At 69.9% G+C, this 18,047-nt stretch carries 11 protein-coding genes; all 11 read left to right on the forward strand.

Translation table 11 applies throughout. The annotated features are described in order from the left end of the window. Positions 1 to 2: 2 nt before the first annotated feature. Genes vgrG through JMV16_RS09905 form a run of 11 tightly spaced genes read left to right on the forward strand, consistent with a single transcriptional unit; the run spans position 3 to position 18,008 of the window. Entirely contained in the window at positions 3 to 1,670 is a 1,668-nt protein-coding gene (gene vgrG / locus JMV16_RS09855; protein ID WP_201494072.1) for a type VI secretion system tip protein VgrG, read from the forward strand. 60 nt (positions 1,671 to 1,730) lie between these two features. Next, positions 1,731 to 1,904: a hypothetical protein gene (locus JMV16_RS09860; protein WP_201494073.1), complete on the forward strand. Its 174-nt coding sequence runs from the start codon at positions 1,731 to 1,733 to the stop codon at positions 1,902 to 1,904. Positions 1,905 to 1,908: 4 nt separating this feature from the next. Beyond that, on the forward strand, positions 1,909 to 2,325 hold the full coding sequence (locus JMV16_RS09865; protein WP_201494074.1) for a GPW/gp25 family protein: 417 nt from the start codon (positions 1,909 to 1,911) through the stop codon (positions 2,323 to 2,325). A gap of 6 nt (positions 2,326 to 2,331) precedes the next feature. Beyond that, positions 2,332 to 2,763: a hypothetical protein gene (locus JMV16_RS09870; protein WP_201494075.1), complete on the forward strand. Its 432-nt coding sequence runs from the start codon at positions 2,332 to 2,334 to the stop codon at positions 2,761 to 2,763. A 12-nt stretch (positions 2,764 to 2,775) separates the two neighbouring features. After that, a complete protein-coding gene (locus JMV16_RS09875) occupies positions 2,776 to 7,239 on the forward strand; it encodes a baseplate J/gp47 family protein (protein WP_201494076.1) in 4,464 nt (1,487 codons plus the stop codon). 37 nt (positions 7,240 to 7,276) lie between these two features. Next, positions 7,277 to 9,451: a hypothetical protein gene (locus JMV16_RS09880; RefSeq protein ID WP_201494077.1), complete on the forward strand. Its 2,175-nt coding sequence runs from the start codon at positions 7,277 to 7,279 to the stop codon at positions 9,449 to 9,451. A 27-nt stretch (positions 9,452 to 9,478) separates the two neighbouring features. After that, positions 9,479 to 11,563, forward strand: coding sequence for a hypothetical protein (locus tag JMV16_RS09885; RefSeq protein WP_201494078.1), 2,085 nt, complete (start codon positions 9,479 to 9,481; stop codon positions 11,561 to 11,563). Between the two features lie 2 nt (positions 11,564 to 11,565). Further along, positions 11,566 to 13,653, forward strand: a complete 2,088-nt coding sequence (locus JMV16_RS09890) for a hypothetical protein (RefSeq protein ID WP_201494079.1) — start codon at positions 11,566 to 11,568, stop codon at positions 13,651 to 13,653. Between the two features lie 16 nt (positions 13,654 to 13,669). Then, positions 13,670 to 15,688 (forward strand): contractile injection system tape measure protein, encoded by a 2,019-nt coding sequence (locus JMV16_RS09895; RefSeq protein ID WP_201494080.1) that lies wholly within the window; start codon positions 13,670 to 13,672, stop codon positions 15,686 to 15,688. Between the two features lie 41 nt (positions 15,689 to 15,729). Then, positions 15,730 to 17,079, forward strand: a complete 1,350-nt coding sequence (locus JMV16_RS09900; protein WP_201494081.1) for an ATP-binding protein — start codon at positions 15,730 to 15,732, stop codon at positions 17,077 to 17,079. Further along, positions 17,076 to 18,008 carry a hypothetical protein gene (locus JMV16_RS09905; RefSeq protein ID WP_201494082.1) on the forward strand — a complete coding sequence of 311 codons (933 nt, stop codon included), beginning with the start codon at positions 17,076 to 17,078 and terminating at the stop codon, positions 18,006 to 18,008. Before JMV16_RS09900 ends, JMV16_RS09905 begins: the two co-directional genes overlap by 4 nt. Positions 18,009 to 18,047: the final 39 nt, after the last annotated feature.

Below are 18,047 nucleotides of genomic sequence, written 5' to 3' on the forward strand. Positions count from 1 at the left end.
CCATGCCCTCCTCCCCCAGCCTCGCATCGGACATGGGCGTCGTCACGGCAACCATACTCAGCGAGGGCACGGCCCTTGACCATACCTGCGCGGTCGTGGCCATCGACATCCGGCGCGAGGCCAACCGCATCCCGCGCGCCACCCTGGTGCTGATGGACGGCGACGCGACGACCGGCGATTTCGCCGTCAGCAGCAGCACCAGGTTCGAGCCCGGCCGGCTGATCGAGATCAAGCTGCGCTACGAGGGGGGATCGGGCGGGGACAACACGGTCTTCAAGGGCCCCGTCGTGCGCCATGCCATCGAGGCCCATGGCGGCGGCTCGGCGCTGCGCGTCGAGATGCGCGATGCCGCCATCCGCCTGGCCCAGGGCCGCAAGAGCGCCGTCTATCGCGACAAGACCGATGCCGACGTGGCCGGCGCAATCATCAGCGCGGCCGGCCTTAGAAAGGGCGAGATCACCGCCACCAAGACCACCCATCCTGAACTGGTGCAGCACGCCTGTTCCGACTGGGACTTCATCGCCGCTCGCGCCGATGCCAATGGCCTGCTGGTGGTGGCCGAAGACGGCAAGCTGTCGCTCGCCAAGCCCGAGCTGTCGGGCAGCGCCGTGCTCACCGTCGAATACGGCATGGACATCCACGACCTCGAGTTCGAGCTCGACGCCGCGAGCCAGTTCGACGATGTCCAGGGCCAGGCCTGGGATCTCAAGGAACAGAAGCCCACCGCGGCGGTCAAGGCCAAGAGCCTCGACCTCGCCCAAGGCAATCTCAAGGGCGACAAGATGGCGCAGGCGCTGAGCAACCCGCCGCTGCTGCTCAGCCATCCGGTGCCGGTGATGCCCGACGAGTTGCAGGCCTGGGCCGATGCCCGCCTGCAGCGCAGCCGCATGGCCATGATCCGCGGCCGCGTGACCGTGCAGGGTACGGCCCTGCCCCAGCTGCTTGACCTCATCGAGATCAAGGGCGTCGGCGACCGCTTCAATGGCAAGGCCCTGGTCACCGGCCTGTCGCACCGCGTCGACCAAGGCAACTGGCGCACCGACATCCAGATCGGCCTTTCGCCGCGCCGCTTCTGCGAAGAGGACGGCCTGCTCGACGCGCCCGCCGCCGGCCTGCTGCCGGCCGTGGGCGGGCTGCAGATCGGCGTCGTCGCCGCCTTCAAGGAAGACCCCGACAAGCAACTGCGCGTCCAGGTCGAACTCGTCGGCCTCGGCAGCGAGGCCGGGCCCGTGTGGGCGCGCCTGGCGGTGCCCGACGGCGGCAAGGCGCGCGGTTTCTTCTTCCGCCCCGAACCGGGCGACGAGGTCGTGGTCGGCTTCTTCAATCAAGACCCGCGCCAGCCGGTCATCCTGGGCTCGCTCTACGGCTCCAAGAACACGGCACCGAAGGATTTGGTCGCCACCGAGGACAACCTGGCCAAGGGCATCGTCTCGCGCGCCGGCACCAAGATTCTCTTCACGGACGCCGACAAGCCCAAGCTGACGCTGGAAACACCGGCCAAGAACACCATCGTGCTCGACGACGACCAGGAGGCCATCGTCATCACCGACAAGCACGGCAACAAGATCACCCTCGACAAGGACGGCATCACCATCGACAGCGCCAAAGACCTGAAATTCAGCGCCAAAGGCAATGTCGAGATCAAGGGCCAGAAGGTCGACGTCAAGTAAGGCCTTCCGGCCAGCCCATCCGGCACCCATCAGCCCCACCTGAAGAAGAGCCCCCGAACCATGCAGGACATCAAGCTCAACCTGGCCATTGAAGACGTGAACCTCATCCTCGAAGGCCTGGGCAACATGCCCTATGCCAAGGTCTACACCCTGGTGGCCAAGATCCAGGAACAGGCAGCCCGTCAGCTCGAGGCGGCGCGCCCCGCCGCCACACCGACGGGCGCCGGGGGCTGACGCCATGTCCGACGAGGCCAGCTTCCTCGGCGCCGGCTGGGCCTGGCCGCCCGCCTTCGGGCCGGCGGGCAGCACGGTGGCCATGGTCGCCGGCAGCGACGACATCGCGCAAAGCCTGGCCATCCTGCTCACCACGCGGCGCGGCGAGCGCGTGATGCAGGACGACTTCGGCTGCGAACTGAGCGAGTTCATGTTCGGCGAGATCAGCCAGGGCCTGATTGGGCGGGTGCGCGACGTCGTCGCCGACGCCATCCTGCACCATGAGCCGCGCATCAACCTGAACGGCGTCGAGATCTCGGACAGCGGCGCGCAGGCGGGCCTGCTGCTGATCGCCATCGACTACACGGTGCGGGCCACCAACTCCCGCTACAACATGGTCTACCCCTACTACCTCAACGAAGCCTCGGCGGCGGCGGGCTGAAGGGTCATGGCGGACTTCATCCTCATCGACGGCGACACGGTCATCTTCATGCCCGCGTTCTCGCCCGCCATGGTGGTGGTGCAGCCCGGCAAGCTGGCCGGCAGCGGCCCGGCCACGATAGGCGGCAAGGCCATCTGCGTTGACGGCGACGAGCGCGACGTGCAGGTGGCAGGCTGCATGTACATGACGCCACAGTACTCGATACCCGGCAGTGGCACGCTCAAGATCGCCTCGCTGGCCGGCAACCAGAAGGCCCAGAAGACCAACACCGGCGGCAAGGCCGTGCTGCTCAAGGGCGGCAACTTCACGGCCAAGTTCGAAGTCCAGAGCCCGGCCCAGCAGCCGGTACCGGCCTCGTCGCCCATCCCTGACGCCACGCCCCAGTACAGCGGCCAGGGCATGTTTGTCACTACCAACCTCAAATTCAAGGGCGCATAGCGCAGGCAACGCATGGCTAACGGTCTGCCCTCTGCCAGCGCCATCGCGCGTGACGGCACCAGCCAGTCGGGACGGGTCTCGCGCGAGCTGGCCCCCGGCTTCGCCCTCGTCGACGAGCGCAGCACGCGCGACCTGCTGGCCTTCGCCCGCGCCCATGCCCGCGAGCTGCGCTATTTCGGCCTGGCCGACCCCGAGCAGACCGAGGGCGACTGGAGCGGCTTCATCGGTGACATCGACCTCGACGCAGCAGCCGCCTACGCGCAGGCGCCCGAGGCCTGGGACGAAGACCGCGCGGCACCCTTGGCGAGGCCGCATTTCGCGCTCTTCCTGGTCTTCCTGGAGCTGCTGGCCCGCGTGCGCGAGCAGATCAACACGTTCACCGGCCGTCACCTCGAGTTCCATTACCGCGATGTGCTGCGCATGGTGCGCAAGGCGGCGGTGCCCGACCGCGTGCATGTGCTGGTCGAGCTTGAAGCCGGCACGCCGCAACTGCTGCTCCCCGCTGCCACCGCGCTGCGCGGCGGCGTCGACAACCTGGGCCGCGAACTGGTCTACCGCACCGAGCGCGAGATCGTCGCCAACCGGGTGCAGGTGGCCGCCCTGGCCTCGCTGCACGCCGAGATCCGCATCACCGGCATCGCCGAGGCCATAGACACCATCCTCGAATCGGTGCGGCGCAACAACACCGGGCTCAAGCAGGAAGGCTTTCTCGCCCTGCTGCGCATCGCGCTCGGCCAGCCCAATGCGGGCGACCCGCTGCCGGTGCCCATCTACAGCGGCGTGCCGGCCCCAAGCCCCCAGGGCGCCGTCGTCGCCGTAGTCGTCGATTTCGCCGCGCTGCTGCAGGTACAGAGGCTGGTCAATGTGGCCGAGCTCGCCCTGGGCATGCCGCACTTCGACGACCTGCGCCTGCTGATGCGGCTCAGGCAACTGCGCCAGCCCAAGAACGAGAGGGCCGACTGGACGCGCATCAACGCCATTCTCGAAGCTGCCGGCCGCATGCGCCTGGGCAACCCCAGCGCCAGCTTCGGCCTTGCGGATTCGGGCGACTTCATGCGCAACCTGGCCACCGTGCTCGGCAAGACCGACGCCGAAATGGCCGAGCTGTTCAACGGCCTGCTCGAGGTCAAGAGCATGGAGGACGCCTACGAGGTCTACCTCCACCGCAGCGATGTGCAGCGCTTCATCCGCAACCGCCTCTTCCTGTCGCTGGATGACTTCAAGGCGCTGATGCAGGCGAAGACGGTGATGGACAACCAGTGGGCCGAGATTGACCGCCTGCTGCAGGACGCCGGCCGCGTGAAGAAGGCCGACCCGCTGTTCGAGTTGCCCAAGGCCGTGCGCCTGCTGCACGACTTCGCCGCCAAGCTGGCGGCGGCGCTGGGCACGCCCGACTACACCGTGACCGGCGGGCTCGACGCCTGGTGGCAGTCGCTGCAGGACGTCGAACGCTGGTTCCGCATGCCGGCTGAGGCCTGCAAGTTCATGCTTGAGGTGGTCACGCGCACGGGCCCGGCCGCCGCCGATCCCTGGGACTGGGCCCGTGTCGGCGAGATCCTCGCAGCGGCCCACGCCGAGTTGATCCATGCACGCCGCCGCAACGCCCTGCTCGATCTCGCCAGGGCCCAGCCCGCCGACCGGCTCGCGGCCCTGGCCGCGATGCTGGTGCGGGTGCTCGACACCAAGCCACCCGAAGGCGGTTCGCTCAAGACCTGGGTCGACGAGGCGCTGAAGACGCTGGAAGCGCTGAACGTGGGCGCCGACGCACTGCGCGACCTGGGCGCGGTCGCCGCCGGAACCGACACCGCGCCCGACTGGGCACGCTTCAGCCAGGTGCTCGAGGTGGCGCAGAGCAACCGCGAAGCCTTCAAGGTGCCGGTGGCCGAAAGGCTCGAATGGCGCAATCTCTACCCGGCCGCCGATGCGCGGGCGGTGCTGGCCCGCACGGCCCGTGATCAGGCCCTGCCGCGCTGGCGCACCTTTGGCGAGGGCGAAGTGGCACGCACGCCCGAGCCGGTGCCTGCGCCGGTGTTCGGCTGGGCCCTGGCCTCGCCGCTGCTGGCCCTGAGCGAGGGCCAGCGCACGGTGGCGCTGACGCTGGGCTATTCCAACGACCCGCTGGGTTTCGAACTCGCCAAGGTGCTGGCCCTGCTGGCACCCACCGTCAATGCGCAGCTGCTGGCCACCGTCATCCCCTTCCAGATCGAGCTGAGCACGGCCAAGGGTTGGATGCAGCCCGACAGCCAGACCCTGTCCTGGCTCAATGCCAACATGGACCACCCGCGCGTGGCGGGCGTCGACACCTCCAAGCTGCGCGCGTTGCAGCTGAATCTCGCCATCGCCAAGGGCAAGCCGGCGCTGGCGCCGCCCACGCGTGAACTGCACGGCATGGAAGCCGCAGCGCCGGTGCTGCGGCTGATGCTCAAGCCGGTGTGGAGCGAGGTCGAGAAGTGCTACCTGAGCCCCTACCCGGTGCTGCGCCGGCTGCTGCTGATGCGCGTGCGCTTGGGCGTGACGGCCTCCGGCATGCAAGGCCTGCAGATCCGCAACGACGAGACCGTGCTCGACGCCAAGAAGCCCTTCGAACCCTTCGGCATCCGCCCCGCCACCGGCTCGCGCTTCACCGTCGGCCACCCCGAGATCGTCGGCAAACGGCTGGACACGCTGGCCTTCCGCATCACCTGGATGGGCGTGCCGCCGCTGCTGGCCACCCATTACGCCAACTACCCGGGCGCCCTTGCCAATGCCAGCTTCAAGGTGGCGGTGTGGCTCAACGAGGCCGGCGTACACAGGAAGGTGGGCGAGCCGGCGCTCTTCGCCACCACCGCCACCGACGAGGCCGTGCTCACGCTGGCCCCGCCCGCCGACCAGGGCAATCCGGGGGCAGCGCAGGCGGGCGCGGCCGATGTCGGCGAGTGGAACCGCAACTTCATCTGGGAGCTGTCGGCACCCGATTTCCAGCATGCGGCCTACCCCGCGCTGGCGCTGCAGAAATCGCTGGAACTGGCCGCGGCCATCGCCAACAAGACCGGCACAACCACCGTCAACCCGGCCCTCTACCAGCTCAACCCGCCCTACACGCCCAAGGTCAAGAGCCTGAGCCTGGACTACTCGGCCTCGGTCGACCTGACCCTGGATGCCGGGCCCGCTGCCGGCACCGCTACTGCCGAGCGCCTGTTCCACGTCGAGCCCTTCGGCTGGCGCGAACTGCAGCGCCAGGCCACGCAGCCCGGTTGCCCTTGGCTGCCCCAGTACAGCCACGAGGGCGAGCTCTACATCGGCCTCGCCCAGGTCAATGCACTGCAGAACGTCTCGCTGCTGTTCCAGGTGGCCGACGGCAGCGCCAACCCCGAACTCGCGCCCGAGCCGGTGCAGTGGAGCTATCTCAGCGGCGACCGCTGGCTCACGCTGCACGAAGGTGGACTGCTCGCCGACGGCACGCGCGGCTTCATCAACTCCGGCATCGTCGAGTTCGCGCTCCAGCCGGCCAAGCCCAGCACGCTGCTGGCGCCCGGCCTGTACTGGCTGCGCGCCGCCATCACGCGCCGCGCCGGCAGCGTCTGCGACATGGTGGCCATCCACGCCAATGCGGTGGCCGCCCGCTTCGACGACCAGGACAACGCCCCCGACCATCTGGCCGAGCCACTGCCCGCCAAGCGCATCAAGGCCCCGGTGGCGCCCGTGCCCGGCCTGCTGGGCCTGCAGCAGCCCTACACCTCCTTCGGCGGCAAGACGGCCGAGCGCGACGGCGATTTCCATGTGCGCGTGGCCGAACGCCTGCGCCACAAGCAGCGCGCGCTCACGCCCTGGGACTACGAGCGCCTGGTGCTCGAGCGCTTTCCGCACATCTTCAAGGTCAAGTGCCTGAGCGCCGATCCACAGGCCCACCCGCGCCAGGCCGGGCTGATCGAGTTGGTCGTCATCCCCGACATCCGCAACCGCTTCCAGTACGACCCCTTCGAGCCCAAGGCGCCGGCCGATGTGATCCGCGACATCGAGACCTACCTGCAGGACAAGACGCCGCCCTGCGCCAGCGTCAAGGTGAAGAACGCGCACTACGTGCCGGTGAAGGTGCGCTGCGGCGTGCGCTTCGTGGCCGGCGCCGACGAGGGTTTCAGCCGCCTGCGCCTGAACGAGGAACTGAACCGTTTCCTCTCGCCCTGGGCCTACCAGGAGGGCGAAGACCTGGTCATCGGCGGCAGCGTCTATGCCAACAGCCTGATCAACTTCATCGAGCTGCGCGACTACGTCGACTACATCGCCGAGTTCAAGCTCTTCACCAGCGAGGACGAGGGCAAGACCTTCAACATGCTGCCCGTCAGCGACAACTACCACGCCCGCGCCGGCCGGCCCGACGGCGTGCTGGTGGCCGCACACGAGCACGACTTCGACGTCATCACGCAGGCCGACTACCGCCTCGAAGGCCATGCCGGCATCAACTACATGAAGATCGAACTCGACTTCATGGTCGCCTGAACGCAGCACCAGCACCCGCACCCCACAAGGACCCGAGATGGACATCAAGAAATCCGATCGCACCGCGCTCAAGTCCTATTTCGTCAAGAACGCCGTCCCCACGGCCGGCAACTTCGCCGACCTCATCGACGGCATGCTCAACCAGAAGGAAGACGGCATCGCCAAGTTGGCCGGCGAGCCGCTGAGCCTGCAGGCCGACGGCGACGACAACAGCCAGAAGAAGGCCATCAATTTCTACAAGTTCTTCGCCGACGCCAAGCCGGCCTGGACGATTGCCCTGCGCCCGCGCGCCAATCCCAATGACGCCGCCACCGCCCGCGCCGGCTTCAGCGTCAGCGACGGCGACGGCAACAGCCGCCTCTACATCGACCAGAACACCGGCAATGTCGGCGTCGGCACCGTTTCGCCGGAAGGCTACCGGCTGCATGTAGCCGGCGGCCCAGCCTTCGTCAATGGCGCCAACCTGATGGTGCTGGCCGAGAACGCCGGCCGCCTGCGCGTCGGCGCAGCCTGGGGCATGCCCGGGGTCTATTCCGGCGACGACGGCGCCAAGCCGCTGATGCTGGGCGCGCCACCCGGACAGCGGGTGTTCCTCGGCTCGGGTGCCGGCGACGCCTACGTCGAGGGCGGCAGCGGAAATGCCTTCTTCAGGGGCAATCTCGGCGTCGGCACGCCAGCGCCAAACCACAAGTTCCACGTCGTCGCCCCCGATGCCGTGGGCCTGTTCGAATCCAGCGGCAGCCAGGCCTTTCTGCGCATATCCACCAACGAAGGCTTGGGCAACCGGGTCGAGCTGGCCAATCGCCCCGGCGGCCGCCTGGCCCTGTGGACAGCCGGCGGCAGCGACGTGCTCAGCATCCTGCGCGACGGCAGCGTGGGCATAGGCACCACCACGCCGGTGGGCCGGCTCGAGGTCAACGGCACGGCCAGCGTCAGCAATGGCGTCGGCTTTGCGGTGCGCAACGGCTTCATGGCGCCGGGCTCGCTGACGATAGGCGGCACCAATGCCAACTATGGCGGCGGCAATCTCTGGAGCCCCAGCACCGCTGGCCTGATGTTAGAGGCCCAGTCCAATACCGAGATCGCGGTACACGACGCCGGCACGCGGCTGACCAGCCTGATGTATTTCGAGGGCGACGCCATCAACCGCGTCACCATCGGGCGCGACATGGGGTGGGGCCCGCTCAACACGCTGCTGCTCAACGGCAATGTCGGCATCGGCAGCAATGCGCCGCGCGCCCGGCTCGAGGTGGCCGGCGGCGCGATCATGGCCAGCGCCGGCAGTTCGGGCGCGGCCGGCATCCAGTTCTCCCCCAACCCCGGGGGGGGCGGCGGCGACGAGGCCGGGCTGCGGTTCTTCGCCCGCACCAGCGAGCACTGCACGCTGGAACTCTTCGTCGGCAACGACCCCCAGGACCACATCGCGCTCATTTCGTCCGGCAATGTCGGCATCGGCACCCGCGAGCCGGCCAACAAGCTCGATGTCGCTGGCGACGTGGCCATCCACGGCAAGCATGCCTTTCGCGGCTCCGACACCTGGCTGCGCATCAACCAGGACCGCGCCTTCACCTCGGGCACGCACGTCCCCGGGGTGCTCGCGCCCGAGTCGCTCAATGTCGGCGGCTGGAGCGGCTGGGGCAACCCCGGTGCCGGCAACGCCGCCATCACCGGCAACCTCGGTACCCGCGGCTGGTCGCCGACGCCGCGCACCAATGGCTGGGTCGGCGGCATCCACACCTGGGACATCGAGGCCGAAGGCACGGTTTGGTCGCGCAACGGCTATCAGACCGGCCCGCGCGACCTGGCCGAGAACTACGCCTCGCTGCAGACGCTGGAGGCCGGCGAACTGGTCTCGCTGGACCCGGAAGCCGACCGCATCGTGCGCGCAATCAGTGCCAACGACCCGCTGCTGCTGGGCATTGTCTCCACCCAGCCCGGCTTCCTGCTCAACGTCGACCACGAGTTCCAGGGCGGCACGCTCTACCCCGTTGCACTGTGCGGTCGCGTGCCCTGCAAGGTGGTGGCCGAAAACGGCGCCATCAAGCGCGGCGACCTGCTCACCTCTTCGTCGACGCCTGGCCACGCGATGCGGGCCACGCCGGTGGAGGTAGCCGGCCAGAGCTTCTACCGCCCCGGCACCATCATCGGCAAGGCGCTGGACCCGCTCACTGCGGACAAGGGGCTGATCGATGTCTTCGTCTTTTCGAGCTGAGTCCCGCCGCAGCCGGGGGATCGCCGCATGATCACAGCTGAAGGCTCCGTGGCAGGAGCGCCCATCGCCTGGGCGCCGGACTACGCCGCGCTGCGCGAGCAGGGCCTGGCCCTGGTGCAACGCCTGGCCGGCCGCGAGTGGACCGACCACAATGCCCACGACCCCGGCATCACCATCCTCGAGCAGCTTTGCTATGCGCTCACCGACCTCGCCTACCGCGCCGGCTGGGATGTGCCCGATCTGCTGGCTGGCGGTGGCGGCGACCCCTATGCCAGCCTGGCCACGCCGGCCCAGGCCCTGCCCACAAGCCCGGTCACGCTGACCGACCTGCGCAAGCTGGTGCTCGACGTGCCCGGTGTCAAGAATGCCTGGATAGCCGTTGTCGACGAGGCCCAGGCCCGCTTCGATGCCGCCGACGGCGAGATCAGCGCGATGGCCGGCGCCCCGGGCGCGAGCGCAAGCCCCAATGTCTCGGAGATCCATCTGCGCGGCCTGCTGCGCGTGCAGATCGAGAAATCCAGCCTGGTCGACATTGACGGCGGCCTCATCCGCCGCGAGGCCACGAGGCGCCTGCTGCGCTGCCGCGGCTTGTGCCAGGATTTCGAGTCCATCCAGGTGCTCGAAGACCAGCCCATTCGCCTGGCGGCAACGCTGGAGATAGGCGCCGTTGCCGATGCCACTGCCCTGCTGGCGCGCGTCTACCAGGCCATTGCCAGCTACCTCTCGCCCACCGTGCCCTTTCACAGCCTGGCCGAGATGCTGGCGCGCGGCCGGCGCGTGGACGAGATCTTCGAAGGCCCGCCGCTCGAGCACGGCTTCATCGATACCGAGGAGATGAGTGCGGTCGAGCGGCGCAGCTCGGTGCGCATCTCCGACCTGATACGCGCGCTGATGGCCGTACACGGCATCGAGGCCGTCAAGAGCCTGCACTTCCTGGGCGCGGGCGGGCCCTTGCGCGACTGGCTGCTCAGTGTCGACGAAGGCCGCGTGCCGCGCTTCAACCTGCAGGATTCCGACATCCGCCTTGAGCGCCGCGGCCTGCGCGTCGACCAGGGCATACAGGCTGCCGCACGCCGCCTCTATGCCGAGCTGGGCCTGGCGGCGAGCCCGGCGCCCATTGCCGCGGCCGAGCGCGACCTGCGCCCACGGCCGGGCCGCGACCGCGACGCAGCGAGCTACTTTCCGGTGCAGCAGCAGTTTCCGCTCGCCTGGGGCATCGGTGCGGCCGGCCTGGCCGATTCGGCGCCACCCGAGCGCCGTGCCCAGGCACGCCAGCTCAAGGCCTATCTGATGTTCTTCGAGCAGATCCTGGCCAATGAATTCGCCCAGCTGGGCGGCGTGGCGCGGCTGTTCTCGGTCCATGACGAGACACCCGATTCCTACTTTTCGCAGCCCGTGCCCGACAGCGGCGCGCTGGGGCTGGAGGCCATACGCCGGCCGCGCCCGGCGGCCGAGCGCGCGGCGCTGCTGCAGGCCATCACCGAAGACCCCTGGCAAGCCCGCTCGGCGCGCGCCGGCCTCGAGCGCCGCGACCGCTTCCTCGACCACCTGCTGGCCCGCCACGGCGAACAGTTCCGCGACTACGCGCTGCTGCAGGCCGGCGCCTGGGGCGAGGACGGCGACCCGCTGGCCGAACGCATGGCGCGCGACAAGCGCGCCTTCCTGCGCGACTGGCCGCGCATCGCCCGCACGCGCGGCAGCGCCTTCGACTACCTGCAGCCCGCGGGCGACGACAACCTCGGCGGGCTCGAACTGGGGCTGCGCCGCAAGCTGGGCATCGCCACGGCCGAGGAACGCTTCCACCTCGTCGAGCACATCCTGCTGCGCCCCCTGGCCGGCGACCTCGCCCAGCGCGGGCCGCTGCTGCGCGCCGCGGCCAGCCGCGATCCCTACTCGCTGCAGTTCAGCCTCGTCTTCCCCGACTGGCCGGCACGCTACCAGGACGCCAATTTCCGCCAGTTCGTCGAGCAGACGGTGCGCGAGGAAACGCCGGCCCATCTCACTGCCCACCTGATCTGGCTGGATCGCCCGGCCATGCAGGCCTTCGAGGCCGCCCATGCGCAGTGGCTGGCGCAATGGCGCAGCCATCGCCTGGCTGACCTGGGGCTCTGACCATGGCCGTCCCCTATCACGACGTTCCTGTGCGCAGTGCGCGCGACCGCGTCATCGACCTGCTTGGCATGGGTGACACCTACCCGCTGACCGACCTGAACGTGGTCGCCGACCAGCTCAAGGTGGCCTTCGGAGGCACCGCCAAGATCCCGATAGAAAACGCCCAGGACGGCATGAGCTACCAGCTCTGCGGCCCCAAGGGCGTGCCGCTGGGGCCTGCCTTCCGCGCCGACGGCGACGGCGGCACGCTGGTCATAGAGACGCCGGTGGTGAATGACGACGTCACCTACCGCATCCAGGTCGAGAAGAAGCATTCGCCCCTGCCGCTGGCGCCGCAGGGGCCGCGCCTGCTCGACGAGGTGGCGCCGGTCAAGGTCGGCATCGACACCACGCTGGTGATCGAGATCGTCGCGGCGCCGCTGCTCGACGCCGGCAAGGCCAAGCCCCAGCCCGCCGACCCGCGCATCGTGCCCTATGGCAGCAGCGTCGAGGTGCGCGTCAACAAGAGCCAGGAAGGCGTCGACTACGGGCTCATCCTCGACAACACCGAGCACCCCGATATCACCGCCTCGGGCAATCTCGGCGCCGTGCTGTTGAACACCGGCGCGGTGTTCGAGGATCTCGTGATCCGCGTGCGTGCCACCAAGGTCTTCCTGGCCGCGGACAACCGGCCCGTGGAAACCACGCCGCTCGATGCCCGGCTCTTCCTCAAGGTGATGGCCAATCCGGCGCCGGCCCTGGCGGCCGAGCCCGCGTCCATCGTCGCCCACGCCCAGGACGCCGCGATCCGCATTGCCCAGACCCAGGCCAGCGCGAGCTACCGCCTCTATGCGCGGGCCATCGCCGACGCCGAGTTCCTGCGCGACGGCGCGGCCGGCGATCCCCTTCGCGTCACGGTGGCGGTACCGGGCCGGCCTGATGTGCAGGCGCCCCGCCCGGCCTCTGCCAGCCCCTGGATCACGCCCTCGGGCTTCGAGCCGCTGGGCCCGGCAACTCCCGGCACCGGCGGTGAACTGCGGCTGGCGGCGCCGCAGCGCCTGAAAGACGCCGTCTATCTGGTGCAGGCCACCAAGCTGCACGAAGTCGATGTCGACAAGCCGGGCACGGCGCAGATCGCTTCTGCGCTGGCGCTGGACGCCGCGGCGGCCGTGCTGGTCGAACCCGACGCCGAGCGCGTGCTGGCGCTGCGCGTGCCGGTGGCCGGCGCCGAAAGCGGCGGCGCCATGCAGGTCGCCGACGGCCAGCCCGGCGTCTTCTACCACTGCCGCCCCGGCGCGGCGGCCTCCGAGTTCGCGCTGCCCGCCTACTTCCACCAGCGCGACACCGGGGACGAGAGCCAGAACAAGGGACTGGGCCAGATCGCCGTCGAGATCGACTTTGCCGTCGCCACCGACGCCGACGTTGCGCCGGCCACCCCGGCCATCCCGCATCCACGGCCGCCGGTGCTGGAGATCAAGCCCTTTGCCACCGACACCGCGCTGTCCATCCGTGCCGTCAAGGCCCAGACCGGGGTCGAAACCGCGATGGCGCGTGAGGCCCTGGTCGCGACGGTGCCCGACATCAAGGCCGAAGCCTTGCTGGACCACGGCGCCGAGGCGAGCATCGTCGTCCTGTCCAGCAATGCCGACGACCGCTACCGGCTCATGCGGGGCGACACTTCCATCGGCCTGCCGCAGGACGGCGACAGCGGCGATCTGGCGTTCGGAACCGAAGCCCTGGTCGAGGATGCCGCCCTCGAACTCGTCGTCACGCGCGCCGTCCACAAGGGCATGGCGGTCGAGCGCGTGGTCGCCTTGCCGGTGCGCCTGCGCCCCGACACCCGCCTGGCGGCGTTGATGCGGCGCGACAGCGTGCCCTCGGGCACCGCGACCGAGGTGCTCTTGACTGCCAGCCAGCCGGGCGTGATCTACCAGCTGGTGGTGGACGACCAAGCCCTGGGCAAGCCGCTGCCGGGCAACGGCGGCGAACTCGCCCTGCCCACAGGACCGATCACGGTCGACACCGTCTTCGCCATCCGGGCCGTGCGCGCCGACGATGACCAGGTCGCGGTGATGCTCGCGGCGCGGCCCGCCGTGGCGCTGGCCACCTGAACGCGCGGCAATCACCTTGGCCCAGCAGCACAAGATCATGCGCATGGTGCTGGCCCTCGAAGGCTGCAGCGAAGAAGCCGCGCCCCAGCTCCAGGCGGCCCTGGCCGCGGCCCATCGCAACCGCCTGCTGCCGCTGGTGGACGACATCTGCTCGCGCGTGGCCGCGCCCGACCGCCTGCACCGCATAGAACGGCTCGAGATCGACCTCGGAGCACTGCCACCCCAGGCGCTGGAAGCCGCGCTGGGCGAGCGCTTCGAGGCCGCCTTCTCGGCCCGGCTCGAGGAGGCCCTGGGCAAGACCCCGGCCGACGATGCCGAACTGGAGATGTTCGACATCTACCTGCGCACCGGCACCCTGCCCTGGTGGGCCGACCTGGCCGACCGTGGTCTGCTCGTGGACTGCGTGTACCGCCTCGTCGCCCGCGCCCCACGCGCGCTGTGGCAGGCCATTGCCGCCGCGCCGGACGCCGAGCGCACGCACCGGCGTCTGGCACTGGCCCTGCCCGATGCCTTGCTGGACGGCCTGGTCGCGCTGCGCCTGCCCAACCTGGAGGCCGCCGGTCCGGCCTCGACCTGGCTGCTGCCGCTGGCCCAGGTTGGCCGCACGCGGGGCTGGGCCGCGCACGCCATGCGCACGCTGTGGTGGGAAGAGTTGCTGCGCAGCGCCGCCACCAGCACCGACGCCAACGCCGTCGCCGTCGCCGACGGGGCGCCCTCTCGCCAAGGCCATCATGCCGCCGCGCTGGGCCGAGTGGCGCGGCGCCTGGGCACGCCCTATGCGGCCCTGCTCGACGCCCTGGGTGCGGCGTCAAGCCATCCCGGTCAAGCCAAATGGCTGAACGGCCTGCTGCGCAGCGTCCGGCCCGGGCAGGAGTCCGCCGCCGCACGCCCAGTCGCCGCACGCAGTCCTGCGGCCCCCGCAGCGCCCCTGCCGTCCCCCGCCCTTGCCGGCGCGGCGCCGCAGGCTTCGATTCGGCAGGCCCTGGCCGAACTGGAAGCCCAGGTGCCGCCCGCCCCCGATCTCTGGCCGCGCCTGCACCGCCTGGTCGAAGGCCTGGACGCCGAGATCCGGACCGAGGCGCTGGCCCTGCTTGCCGCGTTCGGCGCAGCAGCCGGCGACGCCGAGGCCACTCCCTCACGCCGCCGGCTGGCCAGTCGCCTGCGCGCCCTGATCGCCGAAGGCCAAGAGACCGCGGTCACTGGCGCGGCTGCCACCGCTAAAGCAACTGCAACACCTGCGCCAGCTGCACAGGCAGCACCAGCACCAGCACCAGCACCAGCACCAGCACCAGCACCAGCTGCTGCGGCTGCACCGGACGCAACTGCTGCCATGGCGCAAGCAGCGGCATTGGCACAGGTCCGCGCCGGCGTCCTGGCGCCACGGAGCCTGGGTGCGGCGCCCCAACAGGCTGCGCCGGCGGGTGCAGAGGCCTTGGACATCGCCCGCGACGCCGCACCAGCCGCGACCCCGATGCCCCCGGCGCCCCCGCCACGGCGGGCGGCGCCTGTCCCGGCCCCGGCCCGTTTCGGCGACGCCGACGAGGTCTATGTCGACAACGCCGGCCTCGTCATCCTCTGGCCCTTCCTGCCCACCTTCTTTGATCGCCTGGGCCTGCTGCACGAGCGGCAGTTCATCGACGCCGCCGCGGCCCAGCGTGGCGTAGGCCTGCTGCAACTTGGGGCCACGGGTGAGACCGATCCGCCGGAGCATGTGCTGGTGCTCAACAAGCTGCTGTGCGGGCTGGCGGCCGACGAAGTCTTCGATTTCGGTCCCCCGCCCACGCCGGCCGAGGCCGAGGCCTGCGAAGAACTGCTGGCCGCCGCCATCGCGCAGGCGCCCATCCTGCGCGCGATGTCCGGCGCCGGCTTCCGCGCCAGCTTCCTGCTGCGCCAGGGCCAGCTCAGCGCCCAGGGCGGCCACTGGCTGCTGCGCGTGGAACGCGCCACCCACGACATCGTGCTCGATCGCTTTCCGTGGGGCATCAACCTCGTCAAGCTGCCCTGGATGCGCGCCTTGCTCCAGGTCCAGTGGTGAGCCAGCCGATGCGCGCCGAATCGCCTTCGCGGATCCGCCAGATGGCCATGCCCTCGGCGGCGGCCCTCAATGCCCATGACCTGGAGCAGGAGCTGGCCTGGTTTGCCCGCCTTGTTGACGCACGCTTCAAGCTCTACTTCGGCCAGGACGCCGGCGTCGCCAGCGTCCTCGAGGTGGCGCCGCCCGACCTCGCATCCTCCGCCTCGCCCTATGCCGGGTTTCTGCGCCACTATGGTTTCTCGCTGCCAGAACGCGCCGCCGTCGTGCTGGCCCTGGTGCCCCAGCTGCGGCCGCAGCTGCTGGACATCTTCCACACCCGCAACCAGACCTTCGACCGCCGCTTCACCGAGTTCGGCGGCGCCCGCGACGCCGCAGGCGACTTCCTGCCCACCGGCGAGACCCTGGCCTTCCTGATCGCCGGCAGCGCGCTCGAGCCGCGATTCGCGCTGCAAAGCCTGTTCGACCGCGACCATTGCTTCGCCCGCCACGACATCCTGCGCCTGCTGCCCCAGGGCCGCGACGAGCCCTTGCTGCGGGGCACGTTGCGCCTGGCCGACGAATGCGCGGCCCTGTTCACCACCGGCCACGCGCGCCGGCCCGACCTCAGCATCGATTTCCCGGCCCGCCACATCGAGACCGCGCTGGCCTGGGACGACCTCGTGCTCCACCCCGGCACCCTGACCCAGGTGCGCGAGATCGAGATCTGGCTGCGCCACGGCAACACGCTGATGGAGCAATGGGGCATGGGCCCCAAGCTGCGCCCGGGCTACCGCGCCCTCTTCTACGGCCCGCCCGGCACCGGCAAGACCATGACGGCCTGCCTGCTGGGCAAGGCCACCGGGCGCGAGGTCTACAAGGTCGACCTCTCGCTGGTGGTCTCCAAGTACATCGGCGAGACCGAGAAGAACCTCGCCCGCGTCTTCGACCAGGCCCAGCACAAGGGCTGGATCCTCTTCTTCGACGAGGCCGACGCGCTGTTCGGCAAGCGCACCGAGACCAAGGACGCCCACGACCGCTATGCGAACCAGGAGGTCTCCTTCCTGCTGCAGCGCATCGAGACCTTCGACGGCATCGCCATCCTGGCCTCCAACCAGAAGGACAACATCGACGCCGCCTTCGCGCGCCGCTTCGAATCGATGATCTACTTTCCGGTGCCGCGCCAGGAAGAGCGGCTGCAGCTCTGGCGCCGCGGCTTCGCGGCCCAGGCGCGCTTCGAGGACGGGATAGACCTGGCCCGCATCGCGGCGCAACATGAGATGTGCGGCGGCGCCATCATCAACGTGGTGCGCTATGCCTCGCTGCAGGCCCTGGAAGCGGGCGACAGCCTCGTCACGGCCGAGGTGTTGCAGCGCGGCATCCGGCGCGAACTGACCAAGGAGGGCAAGTCATGAAACAAATGTCGCAGGCAGCCAAGGTGGCGCAATCCACGGCACGCCCAGCCCATGCCGACGCCGGCAGCGGCCCGCGCGGGTTGGCCGTCGCACCGCCCGCCTACGGAATCGACAGCCTGGATCGCGGCCATGCGGACAAGGCCTCGGCACGCGGCGTCGAGACCTCCGCCGGCGCACCCAGGCTCCGGGTGACGGGCTTCTCGGTGCTCGCCCCGACAAGCCCCGCTGCCGCGCCGCGACAACGGGGCCCGCGCGACAAGAGCCTGCAGCCTGGCGGCGAGGAACAGGACAAGATCCTGAGCCCCACCTTCACGACCGAGCACTCCGGCGCGGCGGCCGGCATACCCAGGGGCGTTGGCATGGAAGTCGACGCGTCGACCTGGGTCAGGACCCTGGCCCGCACCGGCCTGGGTGCAGGCGCGGGCGGCGCCATCGGCGCCGGCATCGGCAGCGTCGTTCCCGTCATCGGCACCGGCATCGGCGCCGCCGTGGGCGGGCTGATCGGAGGGGCCGCGGCGGGCCTTTCGGCCGAATACCAGTGGACCCAGACCATCGACACCAACGACCCGTTGAACGGCGCCGTGTCGCCGTACGTCGACCCCCATCCCAACGACGATCCCGAGGGTGCGCCCTTCTACTACACCGCCGCAGAGCACAAGCGCTTCGGCAACCACTTCACGGACCACCCCAGGCGGGTGCCCGACCCGGCGCGCGCCATCAACTGGGATGCGGTGCTCAGCATCACCAGCGTGCATGTCGGCAAGCGCGTCTCGATACTCGAGAGCCTGAAGTACGGCTTCACCGTCAACACCGACGGCACCGTGACGGCACGCGCGCCGACGGACGCCGCCACGGGCGACGTCAATCGTCATATTTCCACCTTGAGCAGCGAATTCGCCGACTGGACCTTCAGCAAGGGCGTGCTGTGATCCATCCGGCCGCAGAGGCGCAACATGACCGCAACTAGA

It is taken from the genome of Rubrivivax sp. A210 (assembly GCF_904426505.1).
GTDB lineage: Bacteria > Pseudomonadota > Gammaproteobacteria > Burkholderiales > Burkholderiaceae_C > Rubrivivax.

What these genes read in the sequence shown, in the direction of transcription:
- vgrG (WP_201494072.1), top strand. Translation starts at nt 3, where the DNA reads ATGCCCTCCTCCCCCAGCCTCGCATCGGACATGGGCGTCGTCACGGCA.
- JMV16_RS09860 (WP_201494073.1), top strand. Translation starts at nt 1,731, where the DNA reads ATGCAGGACATCAAGCTCAACCTGGCCATTGAAGACGTGAACCTCATC.
- JMV16_RS09865 (WP_201494074.1), top strand. Translation starts at nt 1,909, where the DNA reads ATGTCCGACGAGGCCAGCTTCCTCGGCGCCGGCTGGGCCTGGCCGCCC.
- JMV16_RS09870 (WP_201494075.1), top strand. Translation starts at nt 2,332, where the DNA reads ATGGCGGACTTCATCCTCATCGACGGCGACACGGTCATCTTCATGCCC.
- JMV16_RS09875 (WP_201494076.1), top strand. Translation starts at nt 2,776, where the DNA reads ATGGCTAACGGTCTGCCCTCTGCCAGCGCCATCGCGCGTGACGGCACC.
- JMV16_RS09880 (WP_201494077.1), top strand. Translation starts at nt 7,277, where the DNA reads ATGGACATCAAGAAATCCGATCGCACCGCGCTCAAGTCCTATTTCGTC.
- JMV16_RS09885 (WP_201494078.1), top strand. Translation starts at nt 9,479, where the DNA reads ATGATCACAGCTGAAGGCTCCGTGGCAGGAGCGCCCATCGCCTGGGCG.
- JMV16_RS09890 (WP_201494079.1), top strand. Translation starts at nt 11,566, where the DNA reads ATGGCCGTCCCCTATCACGACGTTCCTGTGCGCAGTGCGCGCGACCGC.
- JMV16_RS09900 (WP_201494081.1), top strand. Translation starts at nt 15,730, where the DNA reads ATGGCCATGCCCTCGGCGGCGGCCCTCAATGCCCATGACCTGGAGCAG.
- JMV16_RS09905 (WP_201494082.1), top strand. Translation starts at nt 17,076, where the DNA reads ATGAAACAAATGTCGCAGGCAGCCAAGGTGGCGCAATCCACGGCACGC.